Annotated in this window: 21 protein-coding genes; 8 read left to right on the top strand and 13 right to left on the bottom strand. The window is 39.4% G+C overall.

Going from position 1 to position 24,046, the window contains the following annotated elements; genetic code table 11:
- Positions 1–92: 92 nt before the first annotated feature.
- The 3 genes from F944_RS05560 to F944_RS05550 all read left to right on the top strand — a co-directional run bounded on the left by F944_RS05560 (position 93) and on the right by F944_RS05550 (position 2,481).
- Positions 93–290 (top strand): hypothetical protein, encoded by a 198-nt coding sequence (locus F944_RS05560; protein ID WP_010588640.1) that lies wholly within the window; start codon positions 93–95, stop codon positions 288–290.
- A 209-nt stretch (positions 291–499) separates the two neighbouring features.
- Positions 500–1,537: a class II fructose-bisphosphate aldolase gene (fba, locus tag F944_RS05555; protein ID WP_004987944.1), complete on the top strand. Its 1,038-nt coding sequence runs from the start codon at positions 500–502 to the stop codon at positions 1,535–1,537.
- Positions 1,538–1,626: 89 nt separating this feature from the next.
- Positions 1,627–2,481, top strand: a complete 855-nt coding sequence (locus F944_RS05550) for an EamA family transporter (protein ID WP_004987940.1) — start codon at positions 1,627–1,629, stop codon at positions 2,479–2,481.
- A gap of 551 nt (positions 2,482–3,032) precedes the next feature.
- Here the strand turns inward: F944_RS05550 and nfsB are convergent.
- From nfsB to F944_RS05530, 3 genes are all read right to left on the bottom strand, one after another.
- Positions 3,033–3,686, bottom strand: a complete 654-nt coding sequence (nfsB, locus tag F944_RS05540; protein WP_004987936.1) for an oxygen-insensitive NAD(P)H nitroreductase — start codon at positions 3,684–3,686, stop codon at positions 3,033–3,035.
- A 114-nt stretch (positions 3,687–3,800) separates the two neighbouring features.
- Positions 3,801–4,520 (bottom strand): UDP-2,3-diacylglucosamine diphosphatase, encoded by a 720-nt coding sequence (locus F944_RS05535; protein ID WP_004987934.1) that lies wholly within the window; start codon positions 4,518–4,520, stop codon positions 3,801–3,803.
- A gap of 18 nt (positions 4,521–4,538) precedes the next feature.
- Positions 4,539–5,048, bottom strand: coding sequence for a peptidylprolyl isomerase (locus F944_RS05530; protein WP_004987932.1), 510 nt, complete (start codon positions 5,046–5,048; stop codon positions 4,539–4,541).
- A 168-nt stretch (positions 5,049–5,216) separates the two neighbouring features.
- On the opposite strand from F944_RS05530, the gene F944_RS05525 reads away from it, so the two are divergent.
- The gene (locus F944_RS05525; RefSeq protein WP_004987931.1) at positions 5,217–6,944 is read left to right on the top strand and encodes a glutamine--tRNA ligase/YqeY domain fusion protein; all 1,728 of its coding nucleotides are present in this window, start codon (positions 5,217–5,219) and stop codon (positions 6,942–6,944) included.
- A gap of 251 nt (positions 6,945–7,195) precedes the next feature.
- Complete coding sequence (locus tag F944_RS05520; protein ID WP_004987928.1) at positions 7,196–7,867, top strand: hypothetical protein; 672 nt, start codon at positions 7,196–7,198, stop codon at positions 7,865–7,867.
- A gap of 16 nt (positions 7,868–7,883) precedes the next feature.
- Here F944_RS05520 and F944_RS05515 read toward each other — a convergent pair whose 3' ends face one another.
- Positions 7,884–8,414, bottom strand: coding sequence for a lecithin retinol acyltransferase family protein (locus F944_RS05515; protein ID WP_004987926.1), 531 nt, complete (start codon positions 8,412–8,414; stop codon positions 7,884–7,886).
- Positions 8,415–8,581: 167 nt separating this feature from the next.
- On the opposite strand from F944_RS05515, the gene F944_RS05510 reads away from it, so the two are divergent.
- Positions 8,582–9,355 (top strand): phosphodiester glycosidase family protein, encoded by a 774-nt coding sequence (locus F944_RS05510; protein WP_004987924.1) that lies wholly within the window; start codon positions 8,582–8,584, stop codon positions 9,353–9,355.
- A gap of 26 nt (positions 9,356–9,381) precedes the next feature.
- On the opposite strand, the gene F944_RS05505 is transcribed toward F944_RS05510, so the two are convergent.
- The 4 genes from F944_RS05505 to putA form a co-directional block, all read right to left on the bottom strand.
- Complete coding sequence (locus F944_RS05505) at positions 9,382–9,609, bottom strand: hypothetical protein (protein WP_004924955.1); 228 nt, start codon at positions 9,607–9,609, stop codon at positions 9,382–9,384.
- 251 nt (positions 9,610–9,860) lie between these two features.
- Positions 9,861–10,946 (bottom strand): tRNA (uridine(54)-C5)-methyltransferase TrmA, encoded by a 1,086-nt coding sequence (trmA, locus tag F944_RS05500; protein ID WP_004987919.1) that lies wholly within the window; start codon positions 10,944–10,946, stop codon positions 9,861–9,863.
- A 76-nt stretch (positions 10,947–11,022) separates the two neighbouring features.
- Positions 11,023–11,493 carry a GrpB family protein gene (locus F944_RS05495; protein WP_004987918.1) on the bottom strand — a complete coding sequence of 157 codons (471 nt, stop codon included), beginning with the start codon at positions 11,491–11,493 and terminating at the stop codon, positions 11,023–11,025.
- 96 nt (positions 11,494–11,589) lie between these two features.
- Positions 11,590–15,360, bottom strand: coding sequence for a trifunctional transcriptional regulator/proline dehydrogenase/L-glutamate gamma-semialdehyde dehydrogenase (gene putA, locus F944_RS05490; RefSeq protein WP_004987917.1), 3,771 nt, complete (start codon positions 15,358–15,360; stop codon positions 11,590–11,592).
- 134 nt (positions 15,361–15,494) lie between these two features.
- Between putA and F944_RS05485 the strand changes: the two genes are divergently transcribed.
- Complete coding sequence (locus tag F944_RS05485) at positions 15,495–15,983, top strand: Lrp/AsnC ligand binding domain-containing protein (RefSeq protein ID WP_004987915.1); 489 nt, start codon at positions 15,495–15,497, stop codon at positions 15,981–15,983.
- A gap of 32 nt (positions 15,984–16,015) precedes the next feature.
- On the opposite strand, the gene putP is transcribed toward F944_RS05485, so the two are convergent.
- The 5 genes from putP to F944_RS05460 form a co-directional block, all read right to left on the bottom strand.
- Positions 16,016–17,509: a sodium/proline symporter PutP gene (putP, locus tag F944_RS05480; RefSeq protein WP_004987912.1), complete on the bottom strand. Its 1,494-nt coding sequence runs from the start codon at positions 17,507–17,509 to the stop codon at positions 16,016–16,018.
- Positions 17,510–17,888: 379 nt separating this feature from the next.
- Complete coding sequence (locus tag F944_RS05475; protein ID WP_004987911.1) at positions 17,889–18,590, bottom strand: SIR2 family NAD-dependent protein deacylase; 702 nt, start codon at positions 18,588–18,590, stop codon at positions 17,889–17,891.
- 129 nt (positions 18,591–18,719) lie between these two features.
- Entirely contained in the window at positions 18,720–20,015 is a 1,296-nt protein-coding gene (locus tag F944_RS05470; RefSeq protein ID WP_004987908.1) for an MFS transporter, read from the bottom strand.
- A gap of 369 nt (positions 20,016–20,384) precedes the next feature.
- Positions 20,385–21,302: an alpha/beta fold hydrolase gene (locus tag F944_RS05465; RefSeq protein WP_004987906.1), complete on the bottom strand. Its 918-nt coding sequence runs from the start codon at positions 21,300–21,302 to the stop codon at positions 20,385–20,387.
- Between the two features lie 25 nt (positions 21,303–21,327).
- Entirely contained in the window at positions 21,328–21,870 is a 543-nt protein-coding gene (locus tag F944_RS05460) for a PadR family transcriptional regulator (RefSeq protein ID WP_004987904.1), read from the bottom strand.
- Positions 21,871–21,995: 125 nt separating this feature from the next.
- Here F944_RS05460 and F944_RS05455 point away from each other — a divergent pair, with 125 nt between their 5' ends.
- Positions 21,996–24,020 (top strand): NADPH-dependent 2,4-dienoyl-CoA reductase, encoded by a 2,025-nt coding sequence (locus tag F944_RS05455; protein WP_004987901.1) that lies wholly within the window; start codon positions 21,996–21,998, stop codon positions 24,018–24,020.
- Positions 24,021–24,046 lie beyond the last annotated feature (26 nt).

Below are 24,046 nucleotides of genomic sequence, written 5' to 3'. Positions count from 1 at the left end.
ATATCGGCCTGTTTTTTCATTTTAGATTCATATAACTGTCACAAAGTTGCAATAAACTAAACGCGATTAGTAATCAGTTGTGAGAAAACATGATGAAATTGAAATTAATTTTAGCTGCAATCGTTGTTATCCCTTTAACTTTAACGGCTTGTGCTAAAAAAAATGATGCACCTGCATCGCATGAAGGTCAAGCTGCACCTGTTGAAGAAAAAGTCACTCCAGAACAACAAGCGGCTATTGATGCACTCGACAAACCTGTGATGGATGAAAAAAATACAGATATTCCTTAATCTGTTGCTAATGCTCCTGCGGATGCTGCAACACCAGCAACTGAAGAAGCAGCCGCTGTTGAACAAAAACAAGACAAAGCACACTAAGTTATGTAGGCTTTTGTTAAAAGTCCCTGCCTATGCAGGGATTTTTTTTGAAATCCTGTGATTTGTTGCTGATTTGAAACAAATGACAAGGTAGAATATGTCGCACTACCTGGGAGGATATTATGGCACTTATTTCATTGCGCCAGCTCTTGGATCACGCCGCAGAACATACCTATGGCGTACCAGCGTTTAACGTAAACAACTTAGAACAAATGCGCGCAATCATGTTGGCCGCGGATGCAACCAATTCACCTGTTATTGTGCAAGCTTCGGCAGGTGCGCGTAAATACGCAGGTGCACCATTCTTGCGTCATCTTATTTTGGCAGCAGTTGAAGAATGGCCACACATTCCAGTGGTGATGCATCAGGATCATGGTACAAGCCCAGATGTCTGCCAACGTTCTATTCAGTTGGGCTTTAGCTCGGTGATGATGGACGGTTCATTGGGTTCAGATGGTAAAACCCCAATGGATTATGACTACAACGTCGATGTCACTCGCCGTGTGGTACAAATGGCACATGCTTGTGGTGTATCCGTAGAAGGTGAAATCGGCTGTTTAGGTAGTCTTGAGACTGGTTTGGCTGGTGAAGAAGATGGTGTGGGGGCGGAAGGTGTCCTTGATCATTCTCAGCTTTTAACTTCTGTTGAAGAAGCAACACAATTTGTTGCAGATACCAATGTCGATGCTCTAGCAATTGCAGTGGGGACTTCACACGGTGCATACAAGTTTACTCGTCCACCGACAGGCGATATTCTTGCGATTGATCGTATTAAAGAAATCCATGCTGCACTACCAAATACACATTTGGTGATGCATGGTTCTAGCTCTGTACCTCAGGAATGGTTAAAAATCATTAATGAATACGGTGGTAATATCGGGGAAACTTATGGTGTACCAGTTGATCAGCTTGTAGAAGCAATCAAGCACGGTGTACGTAAGATCAATATTGATACCGATTTACGTTTAGCTTCGACTGGTGCAATTCGTCGCTTTATGGCGGAAAATCCAGCCGAATTTGATCCGCGTAAATATTTCGCTAAAACAGTTGATGCAATGAAACAAATTTGTATCGATCGTTACGAAGCATTTGGTACAGCGGGTAATGCCGATAAGATTCGTCCAATTTCTTTGGAAGTCATGGTCGATCGTTATAAATAACTGATCGTTTAATGATTCGATTCTGGAAAAAGCCCATACGTGGGCTTTTCTTTTATCCACAAAAAAGATAAAAACCACGCGAGAGCAAGATGGAATTAATTGCATTATCAGCATTATGTAGTGTCTCTGTTTCTATTTTACTGAAATGGCTCAAAGAAAAAGGATTTGAGCCGATTCAGATGATTGTCTGGAACTACCTCAGTGCAAGTCTACTTTGCTTTTTCTGGTTTAAGCCTGATCTGAGTCATTTATCTTTACAGCATACGCCGTGGTGGTTAATTATTATCTTAGGTTTAATTTTACCCAGTATATTTTTATGTTTGGCAAAATCTCTACAATTTGCAGGGATCATAAAAACAGAACTGGCACAGCGTTTATCCGTGGTATGGTCTTTATTGGCGGCTTATTTTATTTTTCATGAAAATTTTAATACCTTAAAAATTGTGGGTATTGGTTTAGGTTTAGCCGCAGTTCTAAGTATTATTTTGGCAAAAGGGAAAAACCAAAATTCCAGTCATTATCATAAATCGATCATGGCTTTAATCGGTGTATGGTTAGGTTATGCACTGGTCGATATTCTGCTTAAATATACCAGTAGTTTAGGTCTACAGTTTTCAGTCACGTTAAATTTAATTTTTATTACATCATTTATATTTTCATTTATTTATGTGGGTTTTATCTTAAAACAGCCATGGTTGACCAAGAATATAATGGCTGGTTTGGTCTTAGGTATTTTAAACTTTAGTAATATTGCGCTATATGTTAAAGCACATATGTTGTTGAAAGATTCTCCTGCGATTGTTTTTGCTGGCATGAATATTTTAGTTGTGGTATTTGGTATTTTGAGTGGCATGATTCTATTTAGAGAAAAAACAAACTGGATGACAGTGCTCGGTTTGGTTTTAGGAATTGCTGGTGTGGTTTGTTTGGCGCAAGCAATGTAAAAATCTCATATTTTTCTTGCAAACTATTTCAAAAAAATTCAGTAGAAAATGCAGGAACAATAGACTTCTTTCATAAGTCCTTTTTATTTCTCCCTATGGGAGAAAAATAAAGAGGGTACAAACAATTATGAAAGAAGTCTAATAGTCATTAAAATGGTGGAAAAATGACTATACATTTTCCACCATGGATTTGGAATGCTTGCTGCATACAAGAAGTTGATAAATAAATAAAAGGGCGTAGCCACAACGAAAGCACTGATTAAGATCGTCAATAAGTTTAAAATATAATAATGATTTAAAATAACGGAAATCAAAAAAGCAATCGGCGCGACGATAATACAATAAATGAAGTAAACAATCATTGTACCCATCAAAAAAATCCATTATTTTGTAGTGTATATGGAGGGTTGGTTATAATTAAATAAATGAGCACAAAAAAAAGTAGAATTGGGATGATTATTTAATAATTTCAAGATGATATTTCATTATTATGCTTTATTAAATGTCATCATCAGCATTTATTAAGCCAATGATGACGGAATTATAAAATATTAAAGCTGAGTAAAAATGACTTCATCACTTAAACGTGATTTGGGTAATTTGGCATTAAAGTCTGTTTCACTTCTATAACCTAAGGCAACGACCACTGAAGCACGAAAGCCTTTTTCTGTTAAGCCAAACTCTTCATTTAGCACATCTTCATCAAAACCACCCATTGGTGTGGCATCAATGCCTTCGAGTCCCGCTGCGAGGAGTAACTGGCCGAGAGCAATAAAAGTTTGATTTTCCATCCAGCCAAACAGATTTTTTTGTTCGTTACGATAAAAATCGACATAACCTGCACGTGTTTCACGCTGTCCTTGTTTGGCTTTTTCATCTTTAAAACGACCGTTGAGATCATCCTGCTCAAGCAGTTGTTCTAAATGTTCAGGTGTTGCATCAATGCGGGTGCAGAATACAATTGTGTGGGATGAATCCAAAACTTTGGGAGCAGTATAGGCATAGCGTCCAGTCATGGCCTTAGCAACACGTTGCTTCGCTTCTGTGCTTTCAGCAATTAAAAAATGCCAAGGTTGAATATTGACTGAAGATGGGGTTAGGCGTAGAACTTCCAATAAACGCTCAAACTGTTCGCTCGGTATTTTTTTTGATGGATCATAAGCTTTGGTGGTATAGCGACTTTTTGCGGTATCTAATAAGTTCATGATCATTCACCTAATTTGTAAGGGATATACATAGCTGATGATCATAAATCGAAATTTAAACAGATGAAATATTTTTCAATAAAAATCAACGGAACAAAAAAGAATGAATAAAACTTAAGCGATTTGCCATTTGATAAAGTGTGGTTGTCCGTACTCATCGACTTCTAAAATCATGGCTTCACTGGTTTGTTCGCGCCAGTCGCCTAAAACAATTCTAAGTTTGTTTTCTACTGGATGAATTTCAGGACGATGCGTATGTCCATGAATTAGATAATTAATATTTTCTAAAGCTTCGATAACCGCCTGATCATTCACATCCATGATTTCATAAGATTTTTGTTGCTTATTTTCTCGACTTTTTTTGCGAAAGCCATTGGCGAGTTTTTGTCTAAAACTGAGTGGCGTTTTCTTTAAAAAAGCGACCAGATAAGGATTGCGAATAATCTTTTTAAATCGTTGATAGGCTACGTCATCAGTACATAAAGCATCACCGTGTTCGAGCCGATACTGCTGACCTGCAATTTCAAGCGTGTAAATATCTGGAAGTAAAATTCCATGAAATTGCTTTAAAAAGTCCTGGCCTAAGGCAAAATCACGATTGCCTACTTGGAAATAAATTTGATTACCTAAATCATCAAATTTTTTTAATGCATCAATAATTTCATCTAACCATGGGGCAGTATAGTCATCGCCAATCCATGCATTAAACCAATCACCTAAAATATAGAGTTGGGTATTTTTATTCTGATAATGGCGTAACAAATCTAAAAACCCCCGAATCAATCGAGGGTGTTCAGGTGACAAATGTAAATCTGAGATAAACAGATAAGTCACAAAAGATGCCGTTTAAAATTATTCAGAAATAATTTTAGCAGATTCAATCACAACATTTTCTAAAGGAACATCAGCGTGATAGCCACGGTTACCTGTACGAACATTTTTAATGTCGCTTACCACATCCATTCCTTCAACAACTTTACCAAACACAGCATAACCCCAACCTTGAGCTGTTTTGCCAGTATGGTTAAGGAATGAGTTGTTTTTCACATTAATGAAGAATTGAGCAGATGCAGAGTGAGGTGCTTGAGTACGCGCCATCGCAATAGTACCTTCGTCATTGCTTAGACCGTTATCCGCTTCGTTTTCAATTGAGTCACGAGTGGCTTTTTCTTTGAAGTTTTCATCCATGCCGCCGCCTTGGATCATAAAACCATCAATTACACGATGGAAAATTACGCCATCATAGAAACCATCACGAACATATTCCAAGAAGTTAGCAACTGTTTTAGGCGCTTTTTCAGTGTTAAGCTCAAGAACAATACGACCTTTGTTGGTGTTTAATTCGACTTGAGGAAAACTCATTACATAATCTCCTAATCATGGACATGAAAGCCATGGGTTTTTTGGTTGAGAGAAGCATAAGCAAACTGTAAACTACATAGCAAGTAAAAAACGTAAATTTCTTTGTTAAAAAACAAAGATTGCGTTTCATTCAGTCAAATTTTAACTGTAAAGAAGTGAAATATTTATATGAAGCCAAATGATGTTGTTTCAACTGTGCCCAATTCTCCGACATCGAATACTCATGCATCTGTCGATTCTGCGCAGCAAGAACAACAGGCGGGCTTAGATTTTGTACGTCAGGTGATTACTGATGATTTAGCCAGTGGCAAAACTAAAACAGTGGTGACTCGTTTCCCGCCAGAGCCAAATGGTTATTTGCATATTGGTCACGTCAAAGCGATTTGTTTAAACTTTGGGGTTGCAGAAGAATTTGATGGGTATTGTAACCTACGTTTTGACGATACCAACCCAGATGCAGAAGAACAAGAATATGTCGATGGTATTGAAAATGATGTGAAATGGCTTGGCTTCGAATGGCAAGGTGAGCCACGCTATGCGTCGGGATATTTTGATCAACTGTATGCGTGGGCGGTTCAGCTGATTGAACAAGGTGATGCTTATGTTGATTTGCAAAGTCCTGAAGAAATTAAGCTGAATCGTGGCAATTTTGTTGAACCTGGTAAAAACTCGCCTTATCGTGAAACTTCTGTTGCTGAAAACCTTGAGCGTTTTGAAAAGATGCGCAATGGCGAGTTTAAAGAAGGTGAAGCTGTTCTTCGCGCCAAGATTGATATGACAAGTACCAATGTACATATGCGCGATCCGATTTTGTATCGTGTCTTGCATTCTGAACATCACCAAACGGGTGATAAATGGAAAATGTACCCGATGTACGACTATGCGCATCCATTGTCAGATGCCATTGAAGGAGTTACACATTCACTTTGTACACTAGAGTTTCAGGATCACCGTCCATTTTATGACTGGGTCATTGAAAAAGTACATTCACCAGATGTGCCACGTCAATACGAATCCTCACGTTTAAATATTGATTACACCATCACCTCTAAACGTAAATTACGCCGTTTGGTTGAAGGTGGATATGTCAATGGCTGGGATGATCCGCGTATGCCAACTGTGGTCGGAATGCGTCGTCGTGGCTTTACACCAGAAGGATTGCGTGATTTTAGTCGCCGTGTTGGGGTTTCTAAAACTGATGGTATTGTCGATGTAGCGATGCTTGAGTTTTGTATTCGTCAGTCTTTGGAAAATACCGCAGCGCGTGGCATGGCAGTACTGAATCCACTTAAAGTCACCTTGACCAATTTGCCAGAAGAACTGGATTTAAAACATGCGCGTCATCCTAATGTAGAAATGGGTGAACGTGTAATTCCTTTGACACGCGAAATCTATATTGACCGTAAGGATTTTGAAGAAGTGCCACCAAAAGGCTTTAAACGCTTGATTCCTGACGGAGAAGTGCGTTTGCGCCATGCCTATGTCATTAAATGTGATGAAGTGATTAAGGGTGGCAATGGTGAAGTGATTGAGCTGAAATGTTCAATTGATCCAGAAACTTTAGGCAAAAATCCAGAAGGCCGTAAAGTCAAAGGTGTGATTCATTGGGTTTCTGCAATTAAAGGTGTTCCTGCTGAAGTCCGTATTTATGAGCGTTTATTTACAGAAGCGGCTCCAGATGCAGATGATGACTTTTTGGCACATCTAAACCCTGAATCTTTAAACGTAGTACAGGCTTATATTGAACCTGCATTGGCTCAAGCAAAACCTGAAGATCGTTTCCAGTTTGAGCGCGAAGGTTATTTTGTGGCAGATCAATATGATCATACTTCAGCAAAACCTGTGTTTAATCGTGTCTTAGACCTTAAAGATAGCTTTAAAGCTGAGAAAAAATAAGGCAATGCCTTATTTTTTCGTTAGACTCAAAAATAGATAAACGCTAGTTTTTCATGATTTATGATGTTGTTAGTGCTAGATCGTGAAAAGTAATATTTATTTTTACAGTTCATTCAAGCCTCTACATGTAGAGGCTTTTTTATGGTTATCCAATGTTTATTGCAAAATTATTCATCGTTCCTTTTTTTATTCTTTTGGTGAGTTTAGCGGGGCGGCGCTGGGGAACTTAAGTCGCTGGTATATTAAGTGGGATGCCTGTGGTTGCAGGGCCAATCGTGGTACTCATGGCAATTGATCAAGGGATGGGATTTGGTTTAAATGCAGCGATAGCGGGTATTTCAGGTGTTGTGTCTTTACTAAGTTTTGGTATTGCCTATTGCTGGCTCAGTCGATCTTGTCACTGGAGTGTTTCATTTCTGGGAGGTATCCTTGTATGGATAATTACAGCGACTTTACTGACTTTTTTACCACAGAATCTATATGTGGTGAGTTTAGTGGCGATACTGGGGTTAATGCTTGCTCCATTTCTTTTACCTGCATTAACCACCATTGTTGTCCCTGCACGTCAGTTTAATGATTTACCTTTAAGAATGTTGGCTGGTGGTCTATTTACCCTAGTGGTGACCGCATTGGCTTATGTTCTTAGTAGTCAATGGAGTGGGCTGCTTGCGGTATTTCCTATTATTGGTTCTGTCATGGCTATTTTCACGCATATCATGCAGGGAAGTGAAGCCGTTACCATGCTCTATCATGGAACAGTGAGGGGTTTATATTCCCTAACAGTCTTCTTTATTGTTTTAGCTGCTGGCTGGGCATCTTTTGATTTTTGGCAAGTGGTTGCAGTGGGTGTTTTTATGGCGATTTTGGTTCAATTGGCTTTTTATGGTATCGCCCGAATATCGACAATTATGATGAAAACCTAATATCAGTATTGATCATTTATTCTTTATGATCTTGTTTATAAAACAAATAAGTGGGCATTTGCATTTTCGCTTTATCGCGCAATTTTTTCTTGATGTATAGAACCAGAGCAAAACATGTGGTGGCAATGGTCAGGTAAAAACTATTCATATAACTCATCATTGAACTGATATAGCCCAATGTGGTCAGTCGATTCATCATTTTCACTACTTGAGGACTGCTTTCAATCCCCGTGATTGCCCAACTACAGAGATGTTCACAGTTATTGATAATCAAGTGATAATAATTTTCGTGCATACGCGAACGCATACGCCGTACCACGACACGTCCTTTATATTTTGGATGATGGTAATAACGGACATGGATTTTTTTGCCGTGAGAAAACTGTTCGAGCGTGGTGATCTCAATCGGTTTCTTTTTAAAAAGATGTGCCAATCCTGAATAATGGATGACACGTCCACGACCTGCGTAAATTCCGTGGTGGCTATAACCTAGATGTTTCACAATAAGATGAGAACCTATTGGAAACCGTTTGACCGAATGCTGCATATTCACCAGATCCAATAAAGTAAACCACTGTATTGTATTGCGATGATACAGAACTGATTATAACCATTATAGTGTGAAAGTGTTCTATAAAAGTGCAAAAAAACTTACTTTGAGCCTATTTTACTTGGTATCGTGCTCAAATGATTCAGCCATAAAAGAGTAGCAGAATGTCGAAGTGGAGAAGCGTTTTAAAATCTGTGGTTGTTTTACCAGTTTTATCGACCTTATTTACTCAGTCAAATTATGCCAGTGAACGATTTGATTATCAGCGAGTTCAGCTTACTCAAGCTGGTGTAGATGCCGATGTCATCCAAGTCAAAAAACTATCCGATCTTCAATTATTTTTAAATGATCCATCGCAGCAGCCTTTACTCAAATTTGAAAATATTAAAAAACAGCTTCATTATTGTGAGCGCTTAGAATTTGCGATGAATGCAGGCATGTATCATCCAGATTATGCGCCTGTTGGGTTGTATATTGAAAATCGGAAACAACTTACAGGATTGAATGAGCAACAAGGTTTTGGAAACTTTTTTTTGCAGCCCAATGGCGTCGTGGCGTGGAATGATCAGCAGGCTGTGATTGAAACCACACAAGATTTTAAAACAAGTCGCTTTAAAGCCAATTATGCCACCCAATCTGGGCCAATGTTGATCATTGATGGAAAAATCAATCCAAAGTTTTTAGCTGATTCTGATTCGTTAAAAATTAGAAATGGTGTAGGGATCAAAGATAATACATTGTATTTTGTGATCACACGCAATCGCGTTAATTTTTATCAGTTTGCCCAGTTTTTTAAAGATGAGTTGAATATCGACAATGCACTGTATTTGGATGGTTCAATCTCAAGTTTATATTTACCTAAAATTTACCGAGAAGATCGTCGATATAGTTTGGGGCCGATGATTGGGTTACTTAATTCTAAATTTTGCAGATCATAAAAAAACCGCCAATGGGCGGTTTCATTTTACTGTACGGGATGGTGGTTAATCTCGTTCAACTCTTTGCGGCTATAACCACGAGATACCAGTACTTTCTTAATCCCTTTGATGATATCTTCATCAGTCGCTTTTGCTAACGCAGAGACTAACTGCTCGTTGGTTTTACATGAACAATCATTTTCAACACAAGCAATCTGGTTCTTATGCTCGTTATTGATTTCATCTGCTGAAAACAGCTTTTGCCAAAAACTCATAGAGCCTTCACATTCAACTTAACATAGCTCGAAATATAGCCAAAATAAAATAAAATACAAGTCAACTAAAGTGATAAAAGCAGCAAATAAACTCTAAATTTTCCGATGATAACACTTGGATTTAACGAAATTATGACAGTACGAGGGGCTTGATCTTTGTTTTATATCATATTTTTATATTTAAATATGTATAAAGAATAAAGGGTTATCTAAAAACCCTTTATTCTAAAAATTACATTGCAATAATTTGTTTAAATTAATTCGAGCAATACACCTGATTCGACATGATGAGTAAATGGAAACTGATCAAACAAAGCAAAGCGAGTGATACGGTGCGTTTTACTTAAAGTTTTTAAATTGTCATACAGCGTATCAGGGTTACATGAAATATAGAGAATACGCTTAAAACCTGTCAAAAGTTTCAGGGTTTCATTGTCAATGCCTGCACGTGGTGGATCAACAAATATCGTATCAAACTCGTAGCTTTGAATATCGATATTGGCTTCTTGTAAACGTCTAAATTCACGTTCGCCCTGATAAGCCTGAGTAAATTCTTCGGCAGAGAGTCGTGCAATCTGAATATTATCGATCTGATTTTGTTCAATATTCCACTGCGCAGCATAAACTGAGCTTTTAGCCAGTTCTGTTGCCAACACTCGGCGAAAATGTAAGGACAAAGGCAGTGTGAAATTGCCATTGCCACAATATAGTTCTAGTAAATCCTGATTTGTACCCTGAATGACATCACAAGCCCAGGTCAGCATTTTTTGACAAACTTGTGCATTGGGTTGGGTAAAGCTACTTTCGATTTGTTTGTATTTAAAGGTGCGACCATGCACATTGAGTTGTTCAACTACATAGTCTTCGCCAATGATGACTTTTTGACCGCGGCTACGACCCATAATTTTAATATTGAGTTTTTCAGCGAGTGATTTCGCCGCAGTTTCCCATTGGTCATCTAACTTGCGGTGGTAAATGAGGGTTACCAGCATTTCACCGCTTAAGGTGGCTAAAAAATCAGCTTCAAAAATCCGTTGCGATAAAACAGGATTGGCTTTTAATTCCTGTAATAATTTAGGCATGAGTTCATTGATGCTTTTGTCTGCAATTGGAAATTCATCTACCCGCACGACTTCTTTTTGTTTACCATCTTCACCGCGTTCAAACATGGCATAGAAAAGATCATCCTCGGTATGCCAGATCCGAAATTCTGCACGCATCCGAAAATATTGCTCAGGAGATTCAAATACTTCAAGTTCAGGCGCATTAAATTCTGCAAATTGCTGCGTGATCCGTTCAATTTTACTTTGAAGCTGTTGCTGGTAAGTTTGCGACATAAATAGGAAAAATAACAAGATGAGTCAAAGCGCAAATACTAGCAAAAAAACCGATGAACCGCGAGAAAACTTGGATTTAATCCATTTGTAAAACGTGTTCAATAAATGCAGATTTGTATCTTCGATAGATTTCTGGGTCTGAATCTAAACAATGAATTTTCAATCGATTATATTGTTTAACTAATTGAGAATTTGCACGTAATTTATCTCGAAAACTGAGAAAAAATTGAAATATAGAGTTTTGAACGACGACCTGTAATGCAACTTCTTCATGTGGTGAAATCAGCATACAAAGTTCATTTGTTCTTAAAGTATCTTGCTGTTCGACAAATCCAAATTTTTTAAGAGCTAGAATTGCATGATCAAATTGAGCTTGTTCTATTTCTACATAAATATCCAAATCACCTTTGGACATTGCATGAGGTATTGAGGATGAACCAATATGCTCAATTTTGGATAAAGGAAGTATTTCATGAATGCATGTTTGATAATGGCGAAAACGATCTTCACATTGAGGTTGATAATCCTGAGCGTTGTAGAATTTCATCTTTATTTTTATAAAAAGAAATTATCATCTTAAAGCAAACGCCCCAAATGTTAAATATTTAGGGCATTTACTTAAAAGCGATGATACAGGTCTGATTTATTCAGACATGGTCATCAAACTTGCATTACCGCCTGCGGCAGCAGTATTGACACTGATTGCGTGTTCAATCACAAGACGTTCAAGCGGAATAACTTGCTCTGAATGTTGCAGATGAGTAATGCCTACAATTGCACCTTTACGATTGGCAATTTGCGTTTGTAATGTCTGCAACTCATCAATCGAACCATGATGAAGCACTGCATCAAAATCCCCATGCTCGACATGACCAATTTCAATGATCGACTGACGGACTGCTTTAGGTAACTGTTGTCCAAATCTTTGCAAGAATGGATGATTTTCCAATAACGCAACCTGACTGTTGACTGCAAAAATCGCCAGCATTTGATGAATCAAATCCAGTTCATTTTGAGCAAGTGCCAACACGCGTTTTCGCGGTAACATCATATAACGATTGGTTTCACCTGTCGGGCCTTGTAAGTCAAAAGCATGACCCACATTCATCGGCACGACACTTGGAAACTTTTGCTCTGGATACTGTTGTTTTACCCATGCAAAAAATTCACGGAATAACGCCAACTGTGGTAATGGCTCAGAGATTTTTTCTGCCTTCACACCAAATGGAATTTGCAATGCTTTTTCAGAACAATCGGCCATGAGGCGATAAAGATAGAGTGGGCCACCCGCTTTAGGACCTGTACCTGATAAACCTTCACCACCAAAAGGTTGCACACCGACCACAGCACCCACAATATTACGGTTGATATATAAATTACCCACTTCTGCATGTTGCACCACCGTATTGATCGTTTCATCGATACGAGTATGCAAGCCCATAGTTAAGCCATAACCTTTGGCATTAATACGTTCAAGAAGCTGTTGTACTTCGCCGTGTTTATAAGTAATGACATGCAAAACTGGACCGAAGACTTCACGCTCAAGATCATCAAGATTTGGAAGTTCAATCAATGTCGGTGCAACAAAAGTTCCCTGATTGAATTCGGCTTGTTGGGTTGCATCATCATTTAAGATTAGCTGATGTACAGGATAGCCTTTGCTGCGCATTTTTCGGATATGCTGATCAATGGTTTGCTTTGCTTCTAAATCAATCACAGGACCAATATCTGTTTTTAAGATAAATGGATTGCCCATGATCAATTGTTGCATTGCACCTTTGAGCATGGTGACCAGCGTTTTGGCATTGTCCTCTTGTACACATAAAATACGTAGGGCAGAGCAACGTTGACCTGCGCTGTCAAAAGCAGAGTTGACTACATCAATGACCACTTGTTCAGTCAATGCTGATGAATCAACAATCATGGCATTTTGACCGCCAGTTTCCGCAATCAGAGGAATAGGTTGACCAGCTGGTGATAGGCGTTTAGCGACAGTTTTTTGCAAAATTTTGGCGACTTCAGTTGAACCGGTAAACATGATGCCTTGAATTCGATCATCAGCACTCAGTTTGGCACCAACAGTTTCACCACGACCAGGCAATAGCTGTAATACATCGGTTGGAATACCTGCTTCATGTAGCATTTGCACCGCTTGTGCCGCAATCAGTGGAGTTTGCTCCGCAGGCTTGGCAATCACGCAGTTGCCTGAGGCTAAGGCTGCTGCGATTTGACCTGTAAAAATTGCCAGTGGGAAGTTCCAAGGACTAATACACAGCACTGTACCCAAAGGCTGCATCTGAGTGGTTGGATTGAAGCTTTCAATCTGCGTGGCGTAATAACGTAGAAAATCGACCGCTTCACGGACCTCTGCAATGGCATTGGCATAGGTTTTACCTGCTTCACGGCACAGTAGAATCATCAACTCTTGCATCTGTGATTCCATCACATCCGCCGCTTTTTTAAGCGCGATTGCACGTTGACTTTTTCCAGTATTTGCCCAGCGTTGTTGCGCTTGGATCGCTGAATTTAATGCAACTTCGACATGCTCAAGGGTTGCTTCCTGAACATAGCCAACGATATCTGCATGAATGGCTGGATTTAGCAACGCTTGTGGGCTGACCTCGACCTGATCAACAGATTGAGCAAGTAAGGCTTTGCTTTCCCAGACTTTATTTTCAAGCTGCTGTGCAGTTTCATTTAACGCTGCCAAAGTTGCATCATTGGCAAGATCGAAACCTTTAGAGTTTTGACGAGAATTTCCATACATATTAAGCGGTAATGGAATAGCAGGATGTTTTAAACCGACTTGACCTTCACGTGCAGCAATATTTTGAATGTCTTTAAATGGCGATTGAATCAAATCTTCAATCTTTAAGTTTTGATCAGCAATACGATTCACGAATGAAGTATTTGCACCATTTTCCAATAAACGACGAACCAAATATGCAAGTAAAGTTTCATGGTTGCCTACAGGTGCATAGATGCGACATGGAATACCGAGTTTATTGTCACTACGAGCGCCTACGACTTGTTCGTACAACGGTTCGCCCATGCCATGCAAGCATTGAAATTCGTATTGACCCACATAGTATTTTGATGGATCTGCCAACTGGTAAATGGTCGCAAGTGATTGAGCATTATGTGTGGCAAACTGTGGGTAAATTTGTTCAGGTGCAGCCAAAAGTTTTTTGGCACAAGCAATATAAGACAAATCAGTATGGACTTTACGAGTAAAGACAGGGTAGTCATCCATACCATCGATTTGGGCTTTCTTGATTTCGCTATCCCAATAGGCACCTTTGACCAAACGAATCATTAAACGCTTTTGGCTACGTTTGGCTAGATCAACCACATAATCAACCACATAGAAGCAACGTTTTTGATAAGCCTGAATCACAAAACCAATGCCTTTCCATCCTGCAAGTTCTGGTTCAAAGCAAAGTCGCTCTAATAATTCCAGTGAAATTTCCAGACGATCTGCTTCTTCGGCATCAATGTTTAAACCGATATCATATTTTTTTGCAAGCTGTGCCAACTCAAATACTTTGCCATAAAGCTCATCATGTACACGTGCAATTTGTGAACGCTGGTAACGCGGATGCAATGCCGAGAGTTTGATCGAAATACCCGGGCCATCGTAAACGCCTTTGCCATTGGATGCGCGTCCAATCGAATGAATCGCCTGCGTATAATCGTTAAAATAACGCTCAGCATCATGATCGGTGAGGGCTGCTTCACCCAACATATCGTAAGAGTAGCGGAAACCTTTGTGTTCAAGAGATTTGGCGTTGTCGAGTGCTTCTTCGATGGTTTCGCCTGTCACAAACTGCTCACCCATCATCCGCATCGCAACATCGACTGCTTTACGGATGACACCACGACCGCTACGTGCAATGATCGAAGTCAATAAACCAGATAAACTACCTTGCTTCGGCGTTTCCATCAGTTTACCCGTCAGCATTAAACCCCAAGCTGCGGCATTGACAAACATCAAGCTACTTTGACCCACATGGTCTTTCCAGTTGCCTTGATTGATTTTGTCACGAATCAGTAAGTCGCGTGTTGCTGCATCAGGAATACGGAGCAAAGCCTCAGCTAGACACATGAGGGCGATGCCTTCCTGAGACGAAAGCGAAAACTCTTGTAATAAACCCTGAACAATCCCTGCTTTGCCCGAAGAGGTTTTGCGTTCGCGTAACGCATTGGCAAGATCAAATGCCAATTCATAAATTTTATGATCAAGTTCATCTGAAATCGCAGCCGCTTCAAGCAGTGTTTCTACAGCTTCAGGTTCTGGACGACGCCATGCAGTATTTATACGCTCTTCTAGTTCACTTTTTTCTTTAAATTCAGTGATATATCCGAAATGAGGTTTTGCTGTGTCCATATTTGGGTCGGTATCCATCATGTTCATGTCAAATTCCAGTGACGATCTCACTCAAATCTTGTGAGATAGGTTTAGATAATTTATCATTGCAAAATAATTACCGAATAACTCACTATAATATGGGTATTTTTTAGTGAAATATTTTGTTTTGGGGCTTATTTATGTCGCTAGATCGTGTGGATTTAAAAATTCTTGATATTCTTCAAGAAGATGGAAAGATTTCAAATACTAAATTGGCTGAAGAAGTTAATCTTTCTGCAACGGCTGTTATGGCTCGAGTCCAAAAGCTGACCAAAGAACAATTTATCATTGGATACGAGGCAAAATTAAACGCAGAGAAGCTGCATGCCAGTTTTTTGGTCTTTGTCGAAGTTTTGCTCGATAAGACCACAGCGAACGGTTTGAATGAATTTATTGAGGCGGTAGCGGAGTATCCTGAGATTGTAGAATGTCATATTACCAGTGGTGGATTTGATTTCTTGATGAAAGTGCGTAGCGCCAATATGGAAGAATACCGTAAGTTTGCAGGAGAGATTTTATGGCAACTTCCTGGTGTGAAGGAAACGCGGAGTTATCCTGTGATGCAAGTGGTAAAAGAAACCTCAAAAATTAAATTACCCAAGCGCAATATAAAAAAAGGGACTTCGTAAAGTCCCTGATTTTAAAAATAAATTTTTAGCAATTATTTTGATGCATGATACAAACGATCTGCTTCTTCAAAACGATCAGTAACTTCTTTACCTGGTTGTTTACCTAACAGGCTCACCACGATAATGGTGATGGTTGCTAAAACGAAGCCCGGAATAATCTCGTAAATCCCTGTTGAAGCGAACAGATTTTTCCAGCCAATGACGACGACTGCACCGACGATCATGCCTGCCAAAGCGCCGTTTAAGGTCATGCGTTTCCAGAACAATGATAAAATAATCAGCGGACCAAAAGCAGCGCCAAAACCAGCCCATGCATAGGCAACCAAGCCCAGCACCTTACTTTCAGGATTACTGGCTAACCAGATCGCAAAGACTGAAATGGCAAGTACCATTAAACGACCGACCCAAACCAGCTCTTTTTGCGATGCATTTTTACGCAGAAAAGATTTATAAAAATCTTCTGTCAGGGTACTTGAACAGACCAAAAGCTGACAGCTCAAGGTACTCATCACCGCAGATAAGATTCCTGCCATGATAATTCCAGCAACCCATGGATTAAATAGGATCTGGGCCAGTTCCATAAACACCAATTCTGAATTGCCGCTAACTTTGCCTGCAAGTTCTGGGTGCAATTGGAAAAATGCGATACCAAAGAAACCTGCACCTACTGCGCCACCCAGACATAAAATCATCCATGACATGCCAATACGACGTGCGGCCGGAATAGATTTAACCGAATCTGCGGCCATGAAACGGACTAAAATATGTGGCTGACCAAAATAGCCTAAGCCCCATGCAGTTGCAGAGATAATCGCAATAAAACTCACGCCAGACAGCATGTTGTATGCATGTGGACGTGCTTCATTGATCAGCTGAGAAACATGTTGTTGACCATCACCAATCGCGAGATACGCAAAGATCGGGGTGAGCATCAAGGCAAAAAACATCATGCCAGCCTGAAAGGTATCCGTCCAGCTAATGGCGAGGAAGCCGCCGATACATACATAGCTGATGGTTGCAATCGCACTGACCCACAAAGCGGTGTGATAATCCATACCAAAAATGGTTTCAAACAAACGCGCCCCAGCGACCATGCCTGAAGCGCAGTAAATTGAGAAGAAAATCAAAATGATGAGGGCAGACGAGACACGTAATAATTTTTTGGTGTCATGAAAACGATTGGTAAAATAATCTGGTAGTGTGAGCGCATTTGACTGGACTTCAGTATGTACACGTAAACGACCCGCAACAAATAACCAGTTGAGCCAAGCACCAATAATCAAACCAATGGCAATCCAGGCTTCTGAAAGCCCAGACAAATAAATCGCGCCAGGTAAGCCCATGAGTAACCAGCCACTCATGTCTGATGCACCAGCCGATAATGCAGTGACGAAACTACCGAGGCTTCGTCCACCTAAAATATAATCTGAAAAGTCTCTTGTGGCTCTGTAAGCGTAGAGACCAATACAGACCATTGCCACGATGTAGAATATAAACGTGATAATGGTTGGATTGATAGAATTCATGTGTGGGACCTATATCCATATGTGCATTTACGCAAGTAATCAACCAGTCCAAACAAAAAATTTGGTTGCCTAAAAATAAGGCGTTGATTCAAACACGGATGCCAAAATAATAACTGTTAATTTTAAGTATATTTTATGTAATTTTGTGTAAAAATATCTTGTGCAAAAATATTATTTAATATCTTTTATATTTCAATTAATTGGAAACTTTGTCTTGATTTTGTTTTTAGAATAGATGATCAAATAAGCAAAAGTGGAATATATTTTAATCAAAATGCTGAGTGAATGATCAATCTTGTAATTTTATTGTGACGCAAAAATAGACGAATGAATGATTCAAAAATAAAAATGGCCTGTAATTTTCAATCAAATCTAAACATTAATCCTGCTTGAGTTGTTCAAAAAGTTGTTTCATCCCTTTAGATGCAGTTTTTTTAATTAAATGATATTGGGAAGGTACTCTTGAGTAATCCACTTGAGGATCGATATACAAAGCGTCGCAGTGAGTTACAATTTCATGGATCAGTCCTGCGACGGGATAAACAGTTAAAGTTGAACCGATCACAATAAAAATATCGGCATCCTGTAACAGTTGAATTGCTTCATCATAAGCAGGAACCGCTTCACCAAACCAGACCACGTGCGGACGAAGCGGATAACCTTCAGCACAGCGATGGTGCTCTAAATCCAGTTGCCAACCTTCTATGGGATAAAAGTCTTGAGTGAATTGTGCGGTTGGTCCAGAGCTTTTGGCTAAACGAATATTACCGTGTAAATGTAGAACTTGGTTTGAGCCTGCACGTTCATGTAAATCGTCAATATTTTGTGTAATGATCTGAACGTTATAATCTTGCTCAAGCTTGGCAATATATTGATGAGCAATATTGGGTTCGGCATTGATGATCGTTTTTCGTCGTTCATTATAAAAGCGTTGAACGATTTCAGGATGACGTTGCCATGCTTCGGGCGTTGCAACATCTTCGATTCGATAATTTTCCCAGAGTCCATTGCTGTCACGAAAAGTGCTAATGCCACTTTCTGCGCTCATGCCTGCACCAGAGAAAACCACTAATTTTTTCATTTTGCTTCGCCGCATTTTATTTACTTCACTATATAAAGGTATAAGCAAATGAATCGATCGACAAGTCACAAGATGATATACCGAAAAAAATCCGCCACTTTTGGCGGATATTTAAAATGATCAAATTACTTACTTGTCATGATGTAAGTATTCAGGTTCTTTTGGCAGCCTAAAACTACACAAGAAACAGATAATCAACATCACAATCACATAAATGAAGAACTCATTTTCAACGCCAGCCTGTTTAAATTGTAATGCAACCGCAGGGGCTGAACCGCCAAAGATTGCATTGGCCACAGCATAAGAGAAACCAACACCCAATGCACGAACATGCGGCGGGAACATTTCAGCCTTAATCAAGCCACTGATCGAGGTATAGAAACTGAGGAACATCATCAAGAAGATGAGCAGTAAAGTCACGATCACAGGGGAGTAACTAAAGTGTCGCATGGCAATGACCATCACGGGATAGATCAAAATTGCACTGCCTGCACTAAAAGCCAACATGGATGCACGGCGACCAATTCGGTCTGAGATTGCTCCAAATAAAGGTTGTGCAATCATGTAAACAAACAGGGCGCAGGTCATCATATAGCCAACGGTCTTACCGTCAATGCCTAAGCTTGTAATGTAGGTTTTTGAATAGACAGTAAGGACGTAAAAAGTCAATGAACCTGCTGAGGTATAACCCACGACCAATAAGAACGTTGCCCAATGCTTTTTGAACAGTTCACGTAAAGAACCTGATTCTTTCTTTTCACTGTCTTCGTGGGAAAGCGTTTCTTCGAGTTTACTTCGAGCTAATAAAGAAATAATGGCGGCAATACCACCGATCACAAATGGAATACGCCAGCCACCGTCCATGAGTTGTTGCTCACTCATAAACGCAAGTAAAATGACACCTACTAAGCTTGCTAATAATTGACCACCTGAAAGCGTCACATATTGGAAAGAAGCATAAAAGCCACGGTGACCTTTGAGTGCAATTTCACTCATGTAGGTTGCAACAGCACCATATTCACCACCCACCGATAAACCTTGTAAGAGTCGAACCATGAGTAATAGAAATGGTGCAACCATACCGACTTGTTCATAAGTGGGTAATAATGCAAAAAGAAAGGAACTGACAGCCATTAAAGCAATCGAAATTACCATCGACTGTTTTCGACCATGTTTATCTGCAATCCGCCCAAATAACCAACTACCAATGGGGCGCATAAAGAAACTTGCTGCGAATACACCCCACACATAAATTCCCTGTGCAGTGGAGTTCATATCTGGCGCTGTTAATGCATGCTGAAAATACATCGCAAAAACTGCATAGATATAAAAATCGAACCATTCAACTAAATTACCAGAGGAAGCACCTACAATCCCTAGTACACGTTTTTTCTTCTCTTCTTTGGTATAAACGACTTCGCTCATATAAATATCCTATGTCCATTTATTCCTAATCATTTGCTTTGTTGCCAAAGCTTTTGCCCTTAATAAAACTAAAAAATATAAACGACGATTTAGGATACTCCTGTTGCAAAGCTTGGTTCTATAGTAATAAATTACAATTTATCCTGTGATCTAAAAAATGTGGTAATATTCACAAAAATAAACTTTATAAAACAAAATCTTGAGTTAATTATAATGCTTTAGTTGAATTGATCGTTATTTGAATAATAAAGCATCACGTTGTTTGCTTAAATTAATGTTCACCCTGTCATGATCAATCGTTTGAGTGATTTTAATCAGGGTTGCTCAAGCTGCTTGCTGCTTTATGAAAGATTTGAAGCTAGGCGTTCCTTATAAAGCTTCGAGTCGATTTAGAAAATTACGAATTTCTTGACTAAACTTTTTGGGTTCAGTGAGTAAAGGTGTATGACCTGAGCGTTTAAAATAAATAGGTTGGGACTTTTTAACGCTTTTGGCAATAATGGTTTGACCTGTTACAGGATATAAAGATGAATTTTTACCAATAAAAAAGGTGGTTGGACATTCAAGTTGAGCAATTGCTTGACGATAATCTTCTTGGTGATTCAAGTAATTTTTTACATACCAGTGTAAGTAGTCAATCCGTTGGATAGGAAGCAGATATTTTTGCAAGGGCGGTTTGTTTAATGCCAGTTTAAAGACCATCGGACTATATTTATTGCTGCTTTGTAGTTCAATAAATTCTGACCAAAGTTGTACCAATTGCTGTCGCTGTAAAAAAGGTAAGTTATTTATATCAAGCACATTCGGGTATTGATTCAATAAATCATCAAGTGCGGTCAGTAAAAATTTAAAATCTTGATGTTTTTCACCAAAAAGACCAAATTGCCATGATTCGTCGACTGTAATTTTGGGGGTCTGATCAATGTGTAAATATGCTTTTAGCTGCTGTGCCAGATTGCCATGTTGCATACCATGCATTGCTGTGGTCGCACCCATTGAGTAGCCGATTAGAATAAATTGCTGAAGATTTAATTGTTGTATTAATGTCTCAACATCTCGCCAATGACTAGAAATGGCATCTAATTCTTGGGGAATCGCACAGTTTTTAGAGCGACCAAAACCGCGCCAATCTGGAATAATAAACTCGTATTTATTTAAGTTTGTGAAAATAAAAGGAAGCCATTGCCAACTGACCATACCGAGTCCTGATAAAACGACAACAGGTTCTCCACGTCCAATACGGCGTACAAATAACTGTTCCTGATCAGGCATGGTATGAAAAGGCATGTTTTATTCCTCGTATCAAAATAATTTAACTGTTCTCAAATTGTTGAAGCTGTGGAATAACATCCTCCAACCAGTCAATCCAGCCTTTTTCCAAGTTTATCCCAAGTTCGAGTATTTTTTTATGAATAAATAAGACTCGGTCTTGTTCCTTCTGATCCTTAAAGTCTTTTTCATACATATTTTGGTAAATTTCAAGTTTATTTTTATGTAAGAATAGATGACGTTCCAGTTCTAGCAGAATTTGATTTCCGCCTAATTGTGCTTCGGCACGAAGTCGAACCATCAGATCTTCACGTAGTTGGGCAGGCTCACTTTTTTGAATCAACCAATCTGCCAGTTCAACTCGTCCAGGCTGTTCAACCTGATAGGTTTTTTTACGGCTATGTTCACTTTCTTCCTCAATGGTCGAAATCCAGCCTTTTCCCAACATATTATTGAGTTCACGATAAATTTGTTGATGACTCGCATTCCAGAAAAAACCCATGGAACGGTCAAAACGACGTGCCAATTCAAAACCTGTACTTGGTTTTTCCAGTAAGCTGGTGAGTAAAACGTGCGACAGTGACATGGCAATCCATAACATTTTGTGACTGATAGGATTATGCAATATGTTGCATAAAAAATAAAATTTGATTATAAGTTTATGCAACAAATTGCATAAAGCAAGCCAGAATAGCAAGCGAAGGAGTTTTTATGTCGTCATATCCGCATTTATTAGCCCCATTAGATTTGGGTTTTACCACTTTAAAAAATCGTGTCTTAATGGGTTCCATGCATGTGGGCTTAGAAGAAGTGCCAGGTGGATATGAACGCATGGCTGCATTTTATGCAGAACGTGCCAAAGGCGAAGTTGGCTTGATTGTGACTGGCGGTATTTCACCTAATGATGACGGTGTGACTTTTGCGGGTGGTTCTAAGCTAGATAGCCTTGAAGAGGCTGAACATCATAAAGTCATTACACAGGCGGTACATGACGCAGGTGGTAAAATTGCCATGCAGATTTTACATACTGGTCGTTATTCTTATCAGCCTGAAAATGTTGCGCCTTCAGCCATGCAGGCTCCAATCAATCCGGTTAAACCGAAAGCTTTGAGTTCTGCTGAAGTAGAACAAACGATTTTTGATTTTGTGAACTGCGCCAAACTTGCTCAATATGCAGGCTATGACGGTGTTGAAATCATGGGGTCAGAAGGTTATCTCATTAATGAATTTATTGCGCAACGTACTAATCACCGTGATGATGAATGGGGCGGAAGCTATGAAAATCGTATTCGTTTTCCGATTGAAATCGTAAAACGTACTCGCGCGGAAGTGGGTGAAAACTTTATCATTATTTACCGTTTATCAATGTTAGATTTGGTTGAAGGCGGTTCAACGCTTGAAGAAGTGATTCAACTTGCCAAAGAAATCGAAAAAGCAGGCGCAACGATTATTAATACGGGTATTGGCTGGCACGAAGCACGTATTCCAACTATTGCGACCAAAGTTCCTCGTGCTGCATTTACTTGGGTGACAGAAAAATTAAAAGGTGTGGTTAAAGTTCCGCTTATTACTTCAAACCGTATTAATACGCCTGAAATGGCAGAGCATGTCTTGGCTCAAGGTCATGCAGATATGATTTCAATGGCGCGTCCAATGCTGGCTGACTCTGAATTTGTATTAAAAGCAAAAGAAGGGCGTAGTGATGAAATCAATACTTGTATTGGATGTAATCAGGCTTGTCTGGATCATATTTTTTCTATGCGTACAGCAACTTGCTTGGTCAATCCACGCGCTTGCTATGAAACAGAGCTGATTTTTAAAGAAGCATCAGCCAAAAAACAAATCGCTGTGATTGGTGCAGGTCCAGCAGGTTTGAGTTTTGCTGTTTATGCCGCCAGTCGTGGACATCAGGTTAAAGTTTTTGAAGCCAGTCATCAAATTGGTGGACAATTTAACATTGCTAAAACTATTCCTGGCAAAGAAGAATTTTACGAAACCCTACGCTATTTTAAACGACAAATTGAACTTCAACCCAATATTCAACTGGTATTAAATCATACTGCGACGTTTGATGAACTGGTCAATTCGCAATTTGATGATATCGTGGTTGCAACTGGGGTAACACCGCGTCAACTCCAAATTGATGGAATCGATCATCCTAAAGTATTGAGTTATATCCAAGTGTTACGTGAGAGAGTGCCTGTAGGGCAACGTGTTGCCATTATAGGAGCTGGTGGTATTGGTTTTGATACTGCTGAATATCTGACGCAACAAGGTGAAAGTGCCAGTGTGAATCCTGAAAAATTCTATGATGAATGGGGAATCGACACCACTTATGCGCACGTGGGTGGTTTAAAACAACCCGAGTTAGAGCCATCTGAACGCGAAGTTTTTTTATTACAGCGTAAAGATTCTTCTGTGGGTGCAAATTTAGGTAAAACTACAGGCTGGATTCATCGTACAGGTTTAAAACATCGCAATGTCAAAATGATTGCAGGTGCGCATTATCAGAAAATAGATGATGAAGGTTTACACATTTTGGTCGGTGACAAAGCAATGACTTTGGCTGTAGATCATGTGGTGATTTGTGCAGGACAGGAATCTTATACCGCCATGTATGATGCATTGCATCAAAGTGGCAAAACTGTACATCTCATTGGTGGTGCCAAAGAGGCGGGTGAGCTAGATGCTAAACGTGCAATTCGTCAAGGTGCGGAGTTAGCTGCGAAGCTGTAAATGGATCACAAAGAGCATTTTTCAAA

Source organism: Acinetobacter ursingii DSM 16037 = CIP 107286, assembly GCF_000368825.1.
Classification (GTDB): Bacteria; Pseudomonadota; Gammaproteobacteria; order Pseudomonadales; family Moraxellaceae; genus Acinetobacter; species Acinetobacter ursingii.
This window is presented reverse-complemented; position numbering and strand designations above follow the sequence as displayed.